Here is an 18303-nt window from a genome sequence, read left to right as displayed (position 1 = left end):
CATCATGAAAATTGAGCGCCCGCTATGGGTAACAGGAACCATCTTGTCTCCCCAACAGTTTCAGCAGCAGGCTCGTTGGGAGGCATATGCCAATGAGTCGATTGCTCGTCTGGGACTGGCGCATCCTTGGGGCGTGCTGACCGCGGTGTTTGATCAACACACCTTAGCGTTGGGGCAGTTGAAAGCGGATCACCTGTGTGTGCGTTTTGCCGATGGATCGCTGATTGACACCGATCAGGCCGATCGCCTACCGCCGGTGCTGGAATTGGCCGCCGTTTTGCCGACAGATGCGCAGCAGGTCACGGTCTTACTGGCATTGCCGTACACTTACGCCAATGGCGGTAACTGTCTTAAACCCGATGAACGCGCCGATCGTCCGGTGCGTTACCAGCAGGAGTGGGTACCGGTACAGGATGAATTCAGTGATCGCAGTGAATCGATGGCGGTTGCTCGTTATGCGATATCGCTGCGTTTTGACAGCATGGAAAACGGTCAATATCTCACCTGCCCGGTGGCGCGTCTGTTGCGCGATGCTCAAGGAAAATGGATTTTTGATGAGCAATTTGTGCCGCCATTACTGCGTCTTAGCGCACATGCCGGTTCGATAGCTCGGCTCGATCAGTTGTTGACGCAGTTACGCGCTAAACAGGCTCGATTGATGGCAATGCGCCGAGAGAGCAATGAGCGGATGGCGGATTTTGCGGTGGCGGATGTGTCGTTGTTCTGGCTGCTTAATGCGCTTAACAGTTATGAACCGATATTGAGTGATTTTAAGGCCCATCCAGATGTGCATCCAGAACTGTTCTACCGTGAAGCGGTAAGGCTGGCGGGCAGTCTGTTGACCTTTTCACTGGACCATAACGCCAGCGTGATCCCGCGTTATCAGCACGATAATTTGACGGCGGTATTCCCGCCGTTATTTGACTTGCTGAGACAATTGCTGGAGATCAGCTTGCCGTCGCGGATGGTGACGATTGAGTTGAAGAAACCATCGGAACAGCAGTGGATAGCCACTCTCCACGATGCCCGTTTATGTGAAGCGGCGGATTTTTATCTCTCTGTCCGCTCTTCCATACCGGCACACCAGTTGTACACCCGGTTCCCGCTGTTATGTAAAGCCGGTGCGCCGGATGAGGTTGATCGGATGATTAGCCGGTCATTAACCGGCATCCCCTTAGTCGCACTTAGCCATGTCCCGGCCGCGATCCCGTTGCGGCTGGAGAACCAGTACTTTGCCCTTGATCTCACCCATCCGGCGGGCAAAGCCATGCTGGCGGCAGGGAGCTGTGCTTTCTACGTGCCCGGAGTACTGGGCGATATTCAGCTTGAACTGTTTGCGGTATTGAGGACATGAATAAATCACCTTTATCAACTAAAAAATCGCCACCGGATATCGATGCCTTGTTACAGAACAGCTACCTGTTGGTGGCAGAGCTCTGTCAGGGCGCATCGGTGGAACAGGCGGAGGTGGTGTGGCAGCACTGCACCCGCGAGATAGAACAGACACGGCAAGCGCTGAGTGATGCGGATGTTAGCGAATCCGCGATAAATCATATCAGCTACGCCCAGTGCGCCCTGCTGGATGAAACCGTGCTGGAGCGAGCGCCGGAACAGGGATATGCAGCCTGGCGGGCAACATCATTACAGGAGCATTTCTTTGATACCGCCGAGGCCGGTAACCAGTTGTATGAACGGATGCGTACTGTACTGAATGAACCGGCCGCCGATCGGGCAGTACTGTAATGTTCCGGTGAACTCACCTTGCGTGGTCAGATAACCACAAAATGGGATGTTAACGGAAGGGATTCTCAGGCCAGGGCAACAGCTCATTCAACCGATTGTTCGGCCAGACAGGCAGCCGGCTGAGGACATCACGTAACCAGACCCAGGGCTCATGTCCGTTGGCTTTGGCCGTTTCCAGCAGGCTCATTATCATGGCCGCCCGTTGCCCCGCGGCCAGTGAACCCGCAAAAAGCCAGTTCTTTCGGCCGAGCGCCACACCCCGGACCGCATTCTCCGCCCGGTTGTTGTCTATCGGCACCCCCCCGTCATCCAGATAACACACCAGCGCCGACCAGCGCTTCAGCGTGTAATCTATCGCTTTGCGTAACCCCGAGTTGGGGGCCGTTTGGGTCTGCATCGTTTGCAACCAGGACCGGAACTCATTCAGCCACGGCCGGGCATAACGCTGCCGCCACTGACGCCGTTTATCCGGCGGCCGGTGTTTGATTTTTCGCTCCAGCTTGTACAGGTCACGAATGCCATCCAGCGCCTGTTTCGCCACCGGACTTTGGCTCGCTTTGTATTGGTCAAAGAATTTGCGGCGGGCGTGAGCCCAGCAACCCGCTTCGGTGATATCCGCCCGGGCATGCAGTGCGTTGTAACCGGCATAGTCATCCGTCACCAACGTGCCGCCCGACCAGTCTTTCAGCAGGCTCTGGGCATAACGGCCGCTGCGGCCGGGATGCAGCTCATAGTATACCACTGCCGGCGAGGTATCGGGGCCGGTGACAGACGTCCACAGGTAAGCTCGCTGGGTCTGGCCTTTTCCCGGGGCCAGTATCGGCAACGGGGTCTCATCGGCATGCAGCACCGGGGACGTCAGCAGCGTCTGCTTCAGGGCATCGGCTAACGGTTGCAACGCCACCGCCACCTGCCCCACCCAGTCCGACAGGGTGCTGCGGGCCAGGGTGACACCGCTGCGGGCATAGATTTGCTGCTGACGGTAGAGCGGCAGGTGGTCACGATATTTAGCGACCACCACCTGAGCCAGCAACCCCGGCTCTGGAAGGCCCTTTTCAATAAGATGGGCGGGCTGGGCTTTAGCATGCACACACTGACAGCGCGCGCAGCTGTACTGCGGGCTGATATAGCGCCGGACGATAAACGTGGCCGGACGGTATTCCAGTCGCTCACTGATTTCATCACGCAAAAAGCGCAGGGCATGACCGCAATCCGGGCAGCTCTCCGTCTCCGGCGCCAGCCGGATATCTTCACGGGGTAAAGTCGCCGGCAAAGGCTGACGTTTAGGCTGGGCCGGGGTCGCGTTTTCCTTGATATGCAGGCGTGACAGCCGGGTTTCCAGCACCGCGATATCGGTATCGGCATCTTCCTCAAACTGACTGCGTTTGGGACCGGCAGGCAGGGTTTCGCTGTGCGCGCCAAAACGCCAGCGTTGCGCCTGTTTCAGGGCCTCTTCCAGCTGGCGAATATAATCACCTTGTTGCTGAAGCAGCGCCAGTGCCCGCAGGCGGAACTGGCCGGGGTCATCCAGCGCGATTAAGTCATTGAGCGTCATGCCGACAGTGTACCGGATAATTCCCCGTCGTTATCCGGTAAAAGTGTGACCGGGGTAGCGGAATTAGTTTCGCCAGCCGGACAGGTCATCTCCCTCGACCTGTTGCCAGTGAATGCCGCGGATGAGCCAGTCAAACTGGGCGGGCGTCATCACCCAGCTGCGCTCGCCCTGCTTCGGCCAGACAAAATGGGCCCGGTGCAGACGGCGGGTACACAGCCAGACGCCGTGTCGGTCCCAGCGCAACACCTTGAGACGGGAGCGGGCCTTGTTGCAGAAAATAAAAGCGGCTTCGTCCTGCCAGCGCAAATTCAGCCCCTCCAGGTGCTGGGTCAGGGCATCAATGCCCCGGCGCATGTCGACGGGCTCTCGCACCAGAAAGAGCTGTTGCGGTTTCAGCATCGGGTCAGTACCCGCATCACGTCAGGCAACAGCGTCAATGGACAGGCGATGGCATAGCCGTCTGGGGTATGCAGGGTGACGGTGCGCGCGTCGTCAGGCTGGAGTGAAACCGGTAAGAGGGCGGGCAGTGTCTGGCTGAGAGGTTGGGGGATGTTGTTACTGTCGGCAATCCAGTCGCGGAAAGCGGAAAAACTCAGCTGATGCTGTTCGCAATACTGTTTTCGGGTCAGGTCACTGTGGCGCCATTGGGTCACATGGTGTTGTTTTTGTTCCGGGGTATATCGGCTACGGCTCATGGTGTCAGTCTCCAGGTGAAGATAAGGAAGCGGTAGCGTGCATGGGCCGGAGAGGAAGAACAAGGTGAGATGACCGGACGTTTACGCAGTACTGACCTGTTTTCACCGCGTGTTGCTGTTGGGATTTCAGGGAAAGTGTCAGGAGGATACCTCATTGATACGTGAACAACTGGTGACTCGCTTGAGTCAACAGGTCGTACCTTTCGGCACGGCTCAGCAATCACCGGTGTTAACCAATGTGCCATTGTCCCATCTCAGGCTACGCTCCATCGTCGGCCAACTAGCCGTGGCGATCTCTGGGATGGTCATCGTGTTGTTCGGTGTCTGGTGGGGGTTAGGTCACTATCTGGCAACGCTATTTCCGGGGTTGGCGAGATGAGTGTCATGTTGCGACGGGTGTTATGGGGATGGGGGGCCGGGCTGGCGCTGCTGCTCTGTCTGGTCTGGTTGCCCTTATCGCCGGTGGGCCGGTGGGTGGGGGCAGTCATTATCCTGCTCTGTACGCTGATGGGGCTGTTTTATCGCGGGCGTTCTCAACGGCGAGAGCGCCTTAACAGCCTGTCAGCGGTACTGCCGCCTGAAAGTAATCGCCTGCCGGTGGTGTTGGTATATAGCGACATTCAGGACAGCTTGTTTGGTAATGAACTGTTGCGTCAGACGCCACAAGGCTATTGGTTGTGCTTACCGACAGGGACTTCTCTGTCTGACGCGATAGTTAGCTTGCTGGCCGCCCGGCCCTCTTGGGGCGGTCAGTTAAGTGTGATGGCGGTGATAAACCCGCAGCAATACCGTGACGCCGCCGTACTGGCTGGTTGGGTGCGAGAACTACGCTGGCAGTTATCTCAAGCGCGTCAACGACATGCTATCCCGCTGCCTTTACTGCTAGCGGGTTACGTAGCCGGGCCGTCCCGACAACCTGACGATTCACCGTGGTTTGAGTGGCAATCAGGACGAACCACGGTAACGGCTTGGCGCGAAGGTGCCTCTTTTCAACCACTCGCGGATTGGTTGGAACAGGGCACGCTGGCAGAACAGATGGCACGTTTTCAGTGTGGGGTTGAGTTGACTGGCTGGGCTGATTGGATGAAGGCGCATGTATTGCCCGTCTGCCTGACCCCGGAAGATGGCTTATCTCCTTGTCCGCCGCTGGCGATGGTATTGAAGTTTGTACCGGCATTACCGCATTGGGTAACCGGCCATGTCTGGCAACAGTGGTTACAAACCAAAACGGCGCTGAACAGGGCGGGCGATCCGATAGCCACATCGGCTACCGCTACATTGCCATTCCCGGACAGTGTAGTGCGGCTGCTGCCCACCAGTGCGCTACAAACAGCGCTACAGCGGGCCGTGGGGATAGCTCTGGGGCTGTTTCTGCTGGCGGGCATAACAGCGCTAGGTTGCTCGGCCTGGCATAACCGACAGTTATTGCGTCAGGTGGAGAGTGACCTGCTGCATTACCGGTCTATTGCCGCGACGGATGAGAGCCGCAAGGCACAGGCGGTGGCGGTACTGAGGGATGATGCCGATCGGCTTGAGAAGTATCACCGGGATGGCGTGCCGTGGCGTCTGGGATTGGGGCTATATCAAGGAGCACGATTACCTCCGCCATTGCATGCGGCCATTGCCGGTTACCACGCTAAACCGAGGGAGAAAACGCCGGTAACGCCGGGGGAACCACAGACCATCAGCCTTAACAGTCTGGCGCTGTTTGATGTGGGACAGGCGAAACTGAAAGCGGGTTCGACCAAAGTATTAGTCAACGCACTAATCAACATCCGTGCCAAACCGGGCTGGATGATCCTCATCGCCGGACATACTGATTCCACCGGTGATGCCACGAAAAATCAGGTGCTGTCACTGGCACGCGCCGAAGCAGTACGCGATTGGATGTTACAAACCAGCGACATATCGCCGGCTTGCTTCACTGTACAAGGCAAGGGAGCAACGAGTCCAATTGCGACTAACACAACCGCTGCGGGGCGAGCTGCCAATCGCAGGGTTGAAATCCGTCTGATACCGCATGTGGCCGCCTGTGCGCGACCGCAGAAAGTACCGGACACCTTATCAACAACGTCGCCGCTACCGGCGACATCACTTAAGTAACAATTAGGAGTAATCATTATGGCGATTCCCGCTTATTTATGGCTGAAAGATGACGGCGGTGCTGACATCAAGGGCTCTGTCGAGGTACGGGGCCGGGAAGGTAGTATTGAAATTGTGGCGTTGGAACATATGTTGCACATCCCGACGGACAACAATACCGGCAAACTGACGGGGACCCGTGTGCATGCCCCATTGGTATTCACCAAAGAGGTGGATGCATCAAGTCCCTATTTGTATAAAGCGGTCACCACCGGCCAGACCCTGAAATCTGCTGAAATCAAATGGTACAACATTGACGACGCAGGTCAGGAGAAAGAGTACTTCATCACCCAACTGGACAACGTGAAGGTGGTGAAAGTGGCACCGCTGATGCATGACATCAAAGACCCTACCAAAGAGAAGCACAACCATCTGGAACGCATTGAGTTGCGTTACGAAAAAATCACCTGGACCTACAAAGACGGCAACATCATTCATGCTGATGCGTGGAATGAGCGCACGACGGCGTAACAAGCTTGGCAGACGGATTAATCCGTCTGCTGTTGTTTCATTTTTTGCGTAATTGCGGGGGCGGGAGGCCCCGCGATAAAAAACTGAAAACCAGATAAATCATGACCTTATGGGCCTCGGTATACGGCTATGGGCGGTAGCGTACCCGCACGACTGAGGAATAATCGGGAGAAAATATGACGAACCTAACACCGATGATCATCTTTGATCACAGCCGTTACAGACTAAAAGTGTGGCGCAATAAAGCACCGCTGGATGTGCTGGCCTTTACCGGACAGGAAGCCTTAAGCCAGCCGTTTCGCTATGCCATTGAATTCACCAGTGCGGAGAAAGGGATTGAACCGGCACAGATGCTGATGCAGCAAGCCTCATTTACCCTGACCTCGCCTGCGATCAATCCGGGGATACGGTGGATGCCGGTTGTGCCGCCGGAGCCGCTGCGCTCGGTTTACGGGGTGATCAGCGGCTTTAAACTGCTCTCCACTTCGCGGGACGAAAGCCGTTACGAAGTGACGCTGGAGCCCCGGCTGGCGCTGCTGGCGAGAAGCCATCAATACGCTATTTACCAAAAACTGTCCGTGCCGGAGATTGTGGAGAAAATCCTGCGGGAGCGACATGGTTTTCGCGGGCAGGACTTCCTGTTCAGTCTGGCGTACAGCTACCCGAGGCGGGAACAGGTGATGCAGTATGGCGAAGATGACCTGCGCTTTATCCAACGCCTGCTGGCGGAAGTGGGTATCTGGTACAAAGTGACGGCGGATGACCGGTTAAAGATCGATGTGGTGGAGTTTTACGACGACCAGCGTGACTACCAGTTCAATGTCTACCTGCCTGCCCGCAATCCGTCAGGTATGCACGGCGAGGAGGACGCGGTGGTGTGGGGCATGGAGACCGCGTATCAGGTGGTGGAGGGGAAAATTACGACTCGGAATTATGACTACCACGATGCCCGGCCGTATCCCGGCTTGAACACCGAGGAGGATGTGACACGGGGCGATCGAACGACTTATGGCGAAGCGTACCATTACCGTGACGACTACCGAATACCCGGTGATCGTTACGCCTATCAACCGGAGACGGAAAGCGGGGTGTTTTATGCCCGTTTGCATCACGAACGTTACCTGAATCAACGTATTCGCCTGCGGGGAATGACCACTTCCGCTACGCTGGTGCCGGGGCAGGAGTTGAAAGTGAAAGGTGACGCCCCGGAAACGTTTCGCAAAGGGGCGATCATCACCCACATCACCAACAGTGCCCGCCGGGACAGCAGTTTTGAGATGACATTCACGGCCATTCCCTATTCCGAGACCGTGTGCTTTCGCCCGGAGCGGGTGCCGAAACCGGTGATGGCCGGCACGATACCCGCGCGGGTGAGCAGTACCAAAGTGAATGATACCTACGGCGATATCGACAAAGACGGCTTATATCGGGTGGCGTTTAACTTTGACCGGGAGAAATGGCCGCAAGGCGGCGAAAGCTTGTGGGTGCGTCTGGCGCGCCCGTATGCGGGAGAGAACTATGGCTTTCACTGGCCGTTGCTGGAAGGCACTGAAGTGGCGATCGCCTTTGAAGGGGGCGACCCGGACCGGCCCTATATCGCCCACGCGTTGCACGACTCAGTGCACCCGGATCACGTCAATCTCTACAACTACAAACGCAACGTTCTGCGCACTCCGGCGAATAACAAACTGCGGATGGATGACGAACGCGGTCGGGAACATATCAAACTGAGTACCGAGTACGGCGGTAAAAGCCAGTTGAACCTCGGTCATCTCGTTGATAGCCAGCGCCCACACCCAGATAAACGGGGAGAAGGCTTTGAGCTGCGAACCGACGACTGGGGAGCAATCCGGGCCGGTAAGGGGTTGTTTATCAGTGCGGATAAACAGGCCCGGGCGGGCGGCGAGGTGCTGGCGATGGAGGCGGCGCTGAATCAACTTCAACAAGCGCAGACCTTAACCGAGGCATTATGCGGCGCGGCTGAAATGGCTAAAGCGGAACTGGCGGATTTGCAGCAACAGAAGGCGTTGTTAAGTGAAACATTAGCCGAGCTGAAAAAATCCGCGTTGTTACTCTCCGCGCCAGAAGGGATCGCGCAGACGACGGCAAAAAGCCTCCAGTTGGCGGCCGGGGAAAATATTATCGCCACCAGTGGGAAAAGTACCGATTTCAGCGTATTGAAAAAATTCACGGTAGCGGCAGGTGAAAGGATCAGCCTGTTTGCCCAAAAACTGGGCATCAAACTGTTTGCCAGCAAAGGCCGGGTAGAGATTGAAGCGCAGGGTGATGAGATGGGGCTGGCGGCACTGAAAGATATCACGGTGAATAGCCATGAGGGCAAAGTGATCATCAGTGCTAAACAGGAGATTTTGTTGGTTAGTGGCGGTGGTTATATCCGAATAGGGAATGGTCAGGTGGAGTGTGGTGCGCCCAATCACATCATCCAACGGGCGGCAGTGTGGCAGAAGTTTGGCGGGCAGAGTGTTAGTCAGATGGTTTCCCAACGTGAAACAGTGGATTTTTCCGTCACACCGCAGGTGCTCTGGCCTTTTGATGATATGCCGGTGAAGGATCAACATGCCTTTTTGCACAATCATGACGATAGTCAGCACTCTTCGATAACGGGTGCAGACGGTAAGACGGCTAAACAGAAGAAATTGGGTGTGGAAGCAATAAAGTTTTATTTAAAAGAAGGTAAGGAGTGATTATGACTGATTCATCAGAAAAAGTGGTTGTTTATCCTGTTTATGATGAGCATGGCAGGTTGTATTACCCGCTAGTGAGTGCGCCCAGCCATAAGGACCTGACGGCGATTTGCTATAAGGTGCCTAACCGGGTGATCCCAGTGATTTTTCTGCCCGGCGTGATGGGGAGTAATTTGCAAGATCAATATGGAACGTCAGTCTGGCGTTTAGACGGCATATCGAGCACCTTGGAATGGTTTATTAGAGGAGCAGAAACACGAAAAAAATTGCTTGATCCGGAAAATACTGTGGTCGATTCGCGTGGAAAGGTAGATGACAATCATAAAGAAGGCCCCAAATTTCCTTCTCGTCAAGAGCGAGGTTGGGGGCAGGCATCTTATATGAGTTATGGAGAATTTTTACCCTGGCTCCAGGCTGCGTTGGATGATCAGGATGAGTTATTGTTTAACCGGTTGAATAAGACAGGAGAACTGACCCTGCGCCAGAAACTGGAGTTTATGGATCTACAGGCGGAAACGGGGGAAGAAAAGCTTTTATCGAAAGAGATTAAACTGAGTTATCAATATCAGTTTCCGGTTCATGTCATGGGTTATAACTGGCTCCAGTCTAATGCGGATTCCGCAAATCAACTGGCTGAGCATCTTATTGATATTATTACACACTATAAACAGCGTGGTCAGCCCTGTGAAAAAGTGATTCTGGTGACACACTCAATGGGGGGACTAGTGGCGCGTCACTATTCAGAGAAATTGGAGGGAAGTAAGAAAATATTAGGTATTGTACACGGTGTCATGCCGACCTATGGCGCGCCGACGGCTTATAAACGGATGAAAGCGGGTGAAGGGGGGGGAGTCGGACTGGTTATCGGCAGTAATGGCGCCAAGATGACGCCAGTGATGGCGCAATCACCGGGACCACTTCAACTATTACCTAGTTTGAGATATGGCACTGGGTGGTTGCAGATTAAAGATGGTAAGACACTTTATACCTTACCCAAACGCGATCCTTATGAAGAAATCTACTTGCAACGTGATAAGTGGTGGGGGTTATGTGAAGATCGTCTAATTAATCCGACCAATGAGAAAAGAAATCCGGTAGTAATGCAGGCAGATTGGAAAAAATATACTCATATACTGTCTCGTGTAGTCCAACCTTTTATCGAAGAGTTAACTGGTTGTTACCACGGCAATACCTATGCCTTTTATGGTAACAGTACCGAACACCTCTCTTACGGCGTCGTGAGGTGGACTCGTAGAAGTTATGTTGACCGGGGAGATGATCCTAATCTGGCATTTAATAGACCGGTATATGATCCTTTTAATAATCACCTTTCCGATACACGCATGGTGGGATATTCCCTCGACCCAAACAAACCCGATGACCATAGCCATTTAAGAGCTTTTATTCTTGAAAAGCCGCAGCAACCCGGTGATGGAACAGTACCGGTGCAGGGTGGAAAGTTTACCGCTGGAGGGCTGCGTTCAATATTGGGAGCGGAGGTTGATCATGAGCATGCCTATAATACTGATAAAACCCGTTTTTTTACTCTGCGGGCAATTATCAAAATAGCGCAATTAGTTAAACAAACTTCCTTGGCTTATCCCGATGAATAGAAAAAGAGTATTAATCATTATTGCAATTGTCAGCTTGTTGGTGGTGGTGTTTTACGGGTTATGGCAACAGTTACAGCCTTATCCCCCTCATACTATGTTAAATCAGAAGGAAAAATTAGCCGTGGATAAATTATTAACAAACTTACAAACCCGTTGTATTGGCCGATATTTGGTTGATTTGCCAGCGGACTACAATAACACTGTAAATATGGCTAGGGTAAATGATAGTTGGGTAGAGACTCAACGGCTCTATTTACCTGCTTTTGAACAGCGTATTCAGTTACGGGAAGAAGCATTACGGCAAACAAAAACAGTGAATCCGGTTAATATGCCCTATTTGAAAAATATCTACCGCTTACCTGAGGGAATGCAAGGGATTATTTTTGAACGTGTGCAAGATCAGAGTGTATCGGATGCAGCCCGAGTATTGGAAGCTCATTTGTACAATAATGGTGTGGCGATTAAAGTAGAAATGAAAGTTTCAAATGCTTCTGCTGCACGTTATGACAAAGGGAGGCAAACTTTTCCTGATATTTATGATAATGATGTGCCAGAGAAATTGGTTGAGCTGAAAAATTTATTATCCCGTATACAAGGACGTAAGGAGACGGAAATACCCACTACCGCTGGGAGTTGTATTCCCAATGCGTTTATTATCGATAATCACAGGGATAAGGAAGATATTGGTTCATTATATAAAACGAACCCGGATAATTATTTGAATGTGAGGATACAGACGGATAACTTTATCCGGGAAAAAGACAGCATGCTGGAACGCCTCGGTGTAATTAAAGCGAGTCTGTATCGAGGCAGCATTTTCCGTAAAGGAGTGAGGAAAATTAATAAGTTGGATACCGAAGAGTTGCTGTTGGTGGGGCAGCAGCCGAATAGTGATGATCCTCGTTATCAGTTTACATTACTGACAAATGAAAAAACTGGCGGAAAGGAAACACCGGTGTTTGATTTAACGGTGGTTAATGATGAAGAAACACCAACAGCCTATACTCAGAATGAAATCGTGGCATTTTGGGATGCGATTAGTCAGACCGTCAGGGTTAGACCCGGTGCTTTTAAACGGCAATAACATGCTTCAAATAAAACCCCTTATAGGGATGTAAGGGTTAATAATCGGAATGGAGAAAGAAGAGCAGATACGAGAACAGCGATTTTACGTTCTGCTATTGAAACAGTACAGGCGGTGAAAATTGAATAGGAAAACGACCTTACTGACTTTAGCGGTTATTTATACCTTGTGGTGGCATATGCCTGTATTTTATTACCCGATTTTAACTGAAAAGGAAAAGAAAATGACAACTGAAATGTTATCAAATATGCAGACCCGCTGTGTGGGCCGTTATTTGATAGATCTTCCTGCTGGATTTGACAATGTTGCCGATCGAGGGATATTTATTGGTGATGCGCAAATAGAAACCGAGCGTTTATATCCACCTGCATTTGAACAGCGGATACAGTTAAGAGAACAGAAGTTAAAGGAAGCTAAAACTATTGATCCTAAAGATATGCCCTTTTTGAGAAAAGTTTATCGCCTTCAAGATAATTTGAAAGGTGTGATTTTCGAAAAAAACGAAGATATTGACATTCCGAGCTATGCGAGGGTATTAGAAGCTCACTTATATAACAATGGGGTTGCTTTTACTATAACAATGAAATTTATGGATTTGTCTGATGAAAAATATGCTCGTGATAGAGCCGGTTTTATCAAAGATGGTTTTTCTGAAGATAAATTAAAGGCTACAGATAGAACGATGATGAAAATGAGGAACTTATTATCCAGAATCAGCGGCCGAAAAGATACAGAAATACCTACAGAGGCAGGTACTTGTATTCCTGATGGTTTTATTACTGGCAGTCGTGATGAGAAAGAAAATATGACCTTTATCTATGAGCGAAATGAAAGTGATCATTTTACTTTTAGTATTGAGATATTGAATGATCTTCAAGAGAAAGACCATATGTTAGATCGTATTGTCAGTATGGAAGGTGTATTACTGGCTATGCATACTAAGCTAATAAGGAAAGGAAAACGGGAAATTCATGGCACTTATACGGAGGAAATTTTAGCAAAAGTGCCGACAAAAGTCATCGATCAACCGGAAATTGAAATCCCGGGATATGCATTTAATTTGATTGCAAATGAAACAGCCGGTGATTATAAGAATCCTTTTGTTAATATCGAATTAGTGAATGATCGGTCATCCGCAACGCCGTACAGTGAAAATGAACTGATAACGTTTTGGGATGCGGTAACGAGTACTTTTCGTAAAAGGCCCGGCGCTTTTAAACGGCAATAACATGCTTCAAATAAAACCCCTTATAGGGATGTAAGGGTTAACCGTTAGCGGAAGGAGAAACCCGATGTTTAAAGAAATAACCAGTTAGTGGGGTTCGATGTGATTAGTTTTGGTTTTTGGGGCTTGGCATTATACGCCTATGTTTTCTTATTATTCTACACCTGGCCGATAATTGTGATGCTTGATGTATCTGCCATTTGTCGAATAAAGAAATGCATTAAAGATAAGAAATACTGGCGTGCGTCATTCTTGATTTTTGCCGCTGTATTAATGAGTGGCTCCCTTATCTTCTTCATGGTATGGATAGGTTTATATGGTTAAACGGATGAGGAGATAATTATGTTTATCAGTCATATCACTGATCAAAGTAGAATCGTAAGCGTGACAGCATTAACGTTCTATAATAAAGACAAACCGGTTAAATTAATCGGTGGCCTGATTTTTTATTTAAACGCGAAACAGGGTATACATTCAATGGTGATATATGATTGTTGTTGCCCGTTTTCGATTCCATTCCCCAGAATAATATCGAGCTATTATTATGAGTTGGCCTATTCCTGAAATACCGGAACTTAAAGTCGTGGCACCTTTGCGTTATCGGTTATGGTTTATCATTTTACTTTTGATATTGATTGTCGGCACATTGGTTTACGCTGTGCTAAAAGATACCACTGATTTCTATTACGCGGCGATTTATAGCAGTTTCCCGTCCTTTCTGGTGTGGCTGCTGTTATTTGGTGCGGTATTAAATCGCTATGAGCAATATTGTGCGGCAGCATACGCTTGGGAAGAAGCCAGTGCCGAAACCCGTTTCCAATGGCAGCAATGGAGCAGAAAACAACTGGCGGTGATTGGTAATATTATTCTGACGCCTGAGCAACAAGGTATTGCGCCACTGTTAGGTGATGCGGAAGAGATCCCTGCTTTTCCTGAACAAGGACGGGCATTATCTCTGCCATCGAGCGATAGGCGGCAATTATTGGCTAAAATGGATCAGGATTTTGAACAACAGTGTCCGGGTTATCGTTCTCTTTTACGCCAGATTTATATTGCTTCCGACGATCACGCTTCTTATGAATCTGCGATATATCAACAGTGGAAAATAAGCATCTTACCGATAATAAACCGAGATGAGATCGATAAATTATACGATGAGGATGATTTCGAAGGGCTGATAATGGTTATTGCGTTCCAGTGCTGGCCTTCTGAAAATAATAAGAAAGCGTACAGTGAATTTGTCTCGGCTCAATTATTTTCGTCGACAAAATTTGCCACGCAGGAAAAACTTACTGTCCTTGCCGGTATGGGAAGAACATTACCTTCATTACCCGGAGAAATAATCAAAGATTTACAGATATTGTTTGAATATAACCGTATTGATAAAAATAACATGCGGCACCTTTGGATAACGGGTGTCACGAATGATGTTCTGACTGAACTGGCAATTAACAGTCATGATTCTGCGTTTAATCTTTTCACCGAAAATTCGGTTCATTTAATCGATCATACTTTTGGTCCTCCGGGGCCGCTATCGATATTTTTGGCATCAGCCATGTTAACTGAGGCAATTAGCCTGACCGGTAGCGATCATATCGTTATCAATCAATTACCAGAGGGGAGCGCTAGCCTCTATTTAATGACTAAGGAATTACATCAATGAAAGTTAATCGTCACCACCAATATGGCTATTTTGGATATATTTTTATTACCCTTAGCCTTGTCGGGATATTTCTCATGTTGATCTACTTGAATAAAACATTACTTGAGGAACGGGGGCTGCTTAAATCCGCATTGTATGCCTACGCCACAGTTTTTCCGCTCTTATTAATAGGCTTATTTAGCAATGCTGTCTGGTGGCATATTCGGCAGAATAAAGCGCAGAAAAAACTCAGACCTGAAACCGAGCGGACAGCGGATCGCTCCAGTCAGTCTGCTTTGGTACTGAGTGACTTGGGCGATCGCATGCGCCTCCGTTACGGGCGGTTCTGGTGGTATAAAGTCCGCATTTTACTGGTGGTGGGCGAAGTGGAGCAGGTGGAAGCCATCGCGCCGGGGCTGACCACGACGCACTGGCTGGAGGGTTATCGCACGCTATTGCTCTGGGGCGGCAGTTTGCAAGCGGAACCGAATACCGCTCAATTGATGGCCCTGCGTCGCTTGCGCCGTTACCGCCCGCTCAATGCCATTGTCTGGGCGCTGACCGAAAACCAAAGTGCGCAGCCGGTATGGATGGATAAGGCCCTGAGGATGTTGCAAAAACAGGCCCACCAGTTGCGCTGGCAGGCTCCGGTCTACCTGTGGCAGGTGTGTCACAGTACCTGGTCTCAGGAAGGTCGTATCACTCAGACCGTCGGCTGCTTTTTTCCTGAACGCTGTACCCCGGATATCGTGGCGACACAGTTACAAACGTTGGTTGACCCGTTGCGCGAGCGCGGGATGCAGCAACTGTTGGAGAAGACGGCCCACGATTTTCTCTGTCGTCTGTCCGCGAACTTGAAACAACAGGGGATTGCGCACTGGCAACAGGTCCTGACGCCGTGGTTAGCGGAGTATGGTGATGTGGTGTCGCTGCGGGGTTTGATGTTCAGTTTGCCGCTTAAAGCGCAGACGACTCGCCTCCCGCAGATCTGGCTGCCCGACACGGCATGGCAGGGGGTGTTGGAGGGCAGTCGTTGTTTCCACGGTCGGCGGGTGGGCATGCTCCACACACAGACCGTTTGTCGTGGCCTGATAGTGCTGGGCTTGTTATGGGGTGCCGGAATGGTGCTCTCCTTTTTCACCAACCGTGACCAGCTAGCCGTGGTGCAGGCGGCGGTAACTGACCTGAAAGTCCAGCCGGAGAATTCTGATGCCCAGTTGATGGCCTTGAAGGATCTGCGTAACGAGGTGGACCGGCTGCAAGACCGGGCTGAACACGGCGTGCCGTGGTATGAGCGCTTTGGTTTGAGTCAGAATCAGAAACTGTTGACGGCGGTGCTGCCCGATTATGCGCAGGTTAATAACCGCCTGATACGGGACAAAGCCGCTGCGGTGTTGCATGCGAAACTGAGTGCGCTGGTGAATTTACCGCCGGGCAGCCCTTTGCGGGCTAAGTGGGCGCAAGCCGGTCATGACCAGTTGAAAGCCTACCTGATGATGGCGCAGCCGGAAAAAGTGGATGCTGTGTTTTTAACCCGGATACTGGATGAAAATGAACCCGAGCGGGCCGGTATTGCCCCCGCTGTCTGGCTGGATATGGCGTGGGATTTGTGGAGTTTTTATGCGGAGAATCTGGCCGCGCATCCCGAATGGCGGATAACCCCGGATAAGGCGTTGATTAAACAGGTGCGTCAGTTGTTGCTGCTCCAGCTAGGTAAGCACAATGCCGAAGCGGCGCTTTACCAGCAGATGCTGCAATCAGTGGAGAAAAATTATTCGGACCTGACGTTAAGGCAGATGACCGGCGACACCGATGCGGCGCGGCTGTTTACCACCTCTCACGTGATACCGGGGATGTTTACCCGTCAGGCGTGGGAAGGCGGGATACAAAAGGCGATAGCGGAGGCGGTGGCGTCACGTAAAGAGGCAATTGACTGGGTGCTGAGTGATAACCGTCAGGCAGTCTCGGCTTCGGTATCGCCCGAAGAGCTGAAAGCCCGTTTGACCGCCCGTTACTTTACCGATTTTGCCGGGGTGTGGCAGGATTTTCTCAACAGCCTGCGCTGGAACAAAACCCGTAACCTGTCGGATGTCATCGATCAGTTAACCCTGATGGCGGATGGACGGCAGTCTCCGCTGATTGCGTTGATGAACACACTGGCCTATCAGGGCGAGACCGGGCAACAGGGGCCGAGTTTATCGGACTCGTTGGTGAAATCCGCTAAAACGTTATTGAATAAAAAAACGCCGCGAATGATTAATCAACAGACGGCTGGCTTGCACGGGCCGATGGATGAAACCTTTGGGCCGTTGCTGGCGCTGATGGGAGAAAATCAGGCAGAAGGAAGAATCAAGGCGGACAGTACCCTGAATTTACAAACCTTCCTGACGCGGGTAACCGATGTGCGTCTGAAACTGCAACAGATGAACAACAGCGACGACCCACCGGCAATGGCGAATGCGCTGGCTAAAACGGTATTTGAAGGGAAAAGCACTGATTTGACCGATACTCAGGGTTATGGGCGCTTGATAGCCGCCAGTCTGGGCGGCCAATGGCGGAGTTTTGGTCAGACGCTGTTTGTCGAGCCATTAGCGCAGGCGTGGCAGGGAGTATTGAAACCGGCGACGGCGAATCTGAATAGCCAGTGGCAGACGGCGATAGTGGACAACTGGGATCGGGCATTTGCGGGCCGTTATCCGTTTGCCGGTGGCGACAGTGAAATTTCATTGCCGATGTTGGGGCAATTTATCCGGTCAGATTCAGGGCGGATAGAGCAGTTTTTGACGCGTCAGTTAGGCGGGATACTGCATAAAGCGGGTAACCAGTGGGTAGTGGATGAGGTGAATGGTCAGGGCGTACAGATTAACCCGGATTTTCTAAAGGCGATAAATCAGCTCAGTCAGTTATCGGACCTGTTGTTTGCGGATGGCAGTCAGGGATTGCGGTTTGAACTGCGGGCCAGAGCGGTGCGGGATGTGGTGGAAACTGACCTGACGATAGATGGGCAGAAACTGCGTTATTTTAACCAGATGGAAAGTTGGCAGAGCTTTCGCTGGCCGGGAGAGACCTATAAACCGGGTGTGATGCTGACGTGGACCAGTGTCAATGCCGGGGCGAGATTGTTTGGTGATTATCAGGGGAACTGGGGGCTGATCCGCTGGCTGGCACAGGCGAAAGCGGAGAGGCTGGATGAAAGCCGTTACCGACTAATATTTACCGCGCCGGATGGATTACCGTTAACCTGGATTTTGCGCACAGAATTGGGCGAAGGGCCGCTGGCGTTATTAAAACTGCGCGGATTTAAATTGCCGAAAAATATCTTTGTAGTGACGCCGGGTAATCACACGACAATATCAGCGGTAAATGACGATGATCTGATAACGGAATAGTGCATGCGATTGGCGATAAATGAGGAAATAGCGTAACCG

General features: G+C 51.3%; 14 protein-coding genes. 11 read left to right on the top strand and 3 right to left on the bottom strand.

Annotated features, from left to right (window positions below; translation table 11 throughout):
- Window positions 1-4: 4 nt before the first annotated feature.
- Entirely contained in the window at window positions 5-1354 is a 1350-nt protein-coding gene (gene tssK / locus PluTT01m_RS16850; protein ID WP_011147460.1) for a type VI secretion system baseplate subunit TssK, read from the top strand.
- Entirely contained in the window at window positions 1351-1743 is a 393-nt protein-coding gene (locus PluTT01m_RS16845; protein ID WP_041380999.1) for a DotU/TssL family secretion system protein, read from the top strand. Before tssK ends, PluTT01m_RS16845 begins: the two co-directional genes overlap by 4 nt.
- Before the next feature lie 49 nt (window positions 1744-1792).
- Here PluTT01m_RS16845 and PluTT01m_RS16840 read toward each other — a convergent pair whose 3' ends face one another.
- From PluTT01m_RS16840 to tnpA, 3 genes are all read right to left on the bottom strand, one after another.
- Window positions 1793-3298 carry an IS66-like element ISPlu20 family transposase gene (locus PluTT01m_RS16840; RefSeq protein ID WP_011145417.1) on the bottom strand — a complete coding sequence of 502 codons (1506 nt, stop codon included), beginning with the start codon at window positions 3296-3298 and terminating at the stop codon, window positions 1793-1795.
- A 63-nt stretch (window positions 3299-3361) separates the two neighbouring features.
- Window positions 3362-3697, bottom strand: coding sequence for an IS66 family insertion sequence element accessory protein TnpB (gene tnpB / locus PluTT01m_RS16835; protein WP_011144475.1), 336 nt, complete (start codon window positions 3695-3697; stop codon window positions 3362-3364).
- Complete coding sequence (gene tnpA, locus PluTT01m_RS16830) at window positions 3691-3993, bottom strand: IS66 family insertion sequence element accessory protein TnpA (RefSeq protein ID WP_011144474.1); 303 nt, start codon at window positions 3991-3993, stop codon at window positions 3691-3693. The genes tnpB and tnpA overlap by 7 nt, the downstream gene beginning before the upstream one ends.
- Window positions 3994-4102: 109 nt before the next feature.
- On the opposite strand from tnpA, the gene PluTT01m_RS16825 reads away from it, so the two are divergent.
- The 9 genes from PluTT01m_RS16825 (at window position 4103) to PluTT01m_RS16775 (ending at window position 18264) form a co-directional block, all read left to right on the top strand.
- Window positions 4103-4372 carry a DotU family type IV/VI secretion system protein gene (locus tag PluTT01m_RS16825; protein WP_071824125.1) on the top strand — a complete coding sequence of 90 codons (270 nt, stop codon included), beginning with the start codon at window positions 4103-4105 and terminating at the stop codon, window positions 4370-4372.
- The gene (locus PluTT01m_RS16820) at window positions 4369-6096 is read left to right on the top strand and encodes an OmpA family protein (protein WP_011147459.1); all 1728 of its coding nucleotides are present in this window, start codon (window positions 4369-4371) and stop codon (window positions 6094-6096) included. The genes PluTT01m_RS16825 and PluTT01m_RS16820 overlap by 4 nt, the downstream gene beginning before the upstream one ends.
- 18 nt (window positions 6097-6114) lie before the next feature.
- The gene (locus tag PluTT01m_RS16815; protein WP_011147458.1) at window positions 6115-6606 is read left to right on the top strand and encodes an Hcp family type VI secretion system effector; all 492 of its coding nucleotides are present in this window, start codon (window positions 6115-6117) and stop codon (window positions 6604-6606) included.
- A gap of 176 nt (window positions 6607-6782) precedes the next feature.
- Window positions 6783-9311 carry a type VI secretion system Vgr family protein gene (locus PluTT01m_RS16810; protein WP_011147457.1) on the top strand — a complete coding sequence of 843 codons (2529 nt, stop codon included), beginning with the start codon at window positions 6783-6785 and terminating at the stop codon, window positions 9309-9311.
- Window positions 9312-9313: 2 nt separating this feature from the next.
- Entirely contained in the window at window positions 9314-10924 is a 1611-nt protein-coding gene (locus PluTT01m_RS16805) for an esterase/lipase family protein (RefSeq protein WP_011147456.1), read from the top strand.
- Window positions 10917-12008, top strand: a complete 1092-nt coding sequence (locus PluTT01m_RS16800) for a T6SS immunity protein Tli4 family protein (RefSeq protein ID WP_011147455.1) — start codon at window positions 10917-10919, stop codon at window positions 12006-12008. The genes PluTT01m_RS16805 and PluTT01m_RS16800 overlap by 8 nt, the downstream gene beginning before the upstream one ends.
- Before the next feature lie 223 nt (window positions 12009-12231).
- Window positions 12232-13236, top strand: coding sequence for a T6SS immunity protein Tli4 family protein (locus PluTT01m_RS16795; protein WP_232507871.1), 1005 nt, complete (start codon window positions 12232-12234; stop codon window positions 13234-13236).
- 541 nt (window positions 13237-13777) lie between these two features.
- Window positions 13778-14896, top strand: coding sequence for a hypothetical protein (locus PluTT01m_RS16780; protein ID WP_011147452.1), 1119 nt, complete (start codon window positions 13778-13780; stop codon window positions 14894-14896).
- Complete coding sequence (locus tag PluTT01m_RS16775; protein WP_011147451.1) at window positions 14893-18264, top strand: ImcF-related family protein; 3372 nt, start codon at window positions 14893-14895, stop codon at window positions 18262-18264. Before PluTT01m_RS16780 ends, PluTT01m_RS16775 begins: the two co-directional genes overlap by 4 nt.
- Window positions 18265-18303: the final 39 nt, after the last annotated feature.

It is taken from the genome of Photorhabdus laumondii subsp. laumondii, assembly GCF_003343245.1.
In the GTDB taxonomy this organism is placed as follows: domain Bacteria; phylum Pseudomonadota; class Gammaproteobacteria; order Enterobacterales; family Enterobacteriaceae; genus Photorhabdus; species Photorhabdus laumondii.
The sequence above is the reverse complement of the archived record's forward strand: the minus strand, read 5'-3'. Positions and strand labels throughout refer to the sequence as shown.

Bases quoted from the DNA above. Each gene is read 5' to 3' on its own strand.
- tssK (WP_011147460.1), top strand. From the start codon at position 5: ATGAAAATTGAGCGCCCGCTATGGGTAACAGGAACCATCTTGTCTCCC.
- PluTT01m_RS16845 (WP_041380999.1), top strand. From the start codon at position 1,351: ATGAATAAATCACCTTTATCAACTAAAAAATCGCCACCGGATATCGAT.
- PluTT01m_RS16840 (WP_011145417.1), bottom strand. From the start codon at position 3,298: ATGACGCTCAATGACTTAATCGCGCTGGATGACCCCGGCCAGTTCCGC.
- tnpB (WP_011144475.1), bottom strand. From the start codon at position 3,697: ATGCTGAAACCGCAACAGCTCTTTCTGGTGCGAGAGCCCGTCGACATG.
- tnpA (WP_011144474.1), bottom strand. From the start codon at position 3,993: ATGAGCCGTAGCCGATATACCCCGGAACAAAAACAACACCATGTGACC.
- PluTT01m_RS16820 (WP_011147459.1), top strand. From the start codon at position 4,369: ATGAGTGTCATGTTGCGACGGGTGTTATGGGGATGGGGGGCCGGGCTG.
- PluTT01m_RS16815 (WP_011147458.1), top strand. From the start codon at position 6,115: ATGGCGATTCCCGCTTATTTATGGCTGAAAGATGACGGCGGTGCTGAC.
- PluTT01m_RS16810 (WP_011147457.1), top strand. From the start codon at position 6,783: ATGACGAACCTAACACCGATGATCATCTTTGATCACAGCCGTTACAGA.
- PluTT01m_RS16805 (WP_011147456.1), top strand. From the start codon at position 9,314: ATGACTGATTCATCAGAAAAAGTGGTTGTTTATCCTGTTTATGATGAG.
- PluTT01m_RS16800 (WP_011147455.1), top strand. From the start codon at position 10,917: ATGAATAGAAAAAGAGTATTAATCATTATTGCAATTGTCAGCTTGTTG.
- PluTT01m_RS16795 (WP_232507871.1), top strand. From the start codon at position 12,232: ATGACAACTGAAATGTTATCAAATATGCAGACCCGCTGTGTGGGCCGT.
- PluTT01m_RS16780 (WP_011147452.1), top strand. From the start codon at position 13,778: ATGAGTTGGCCTATTCCTGAAATACCGGAACTTAAAGTCGTGGCACCT.
- PluTT01m_RS16775 (WP_011147451.1), top strand. From the start codon at position 14,893: ATGAAAGTTAATCGTCACCACCAATATGGCTATTTTGGATATATTTTT.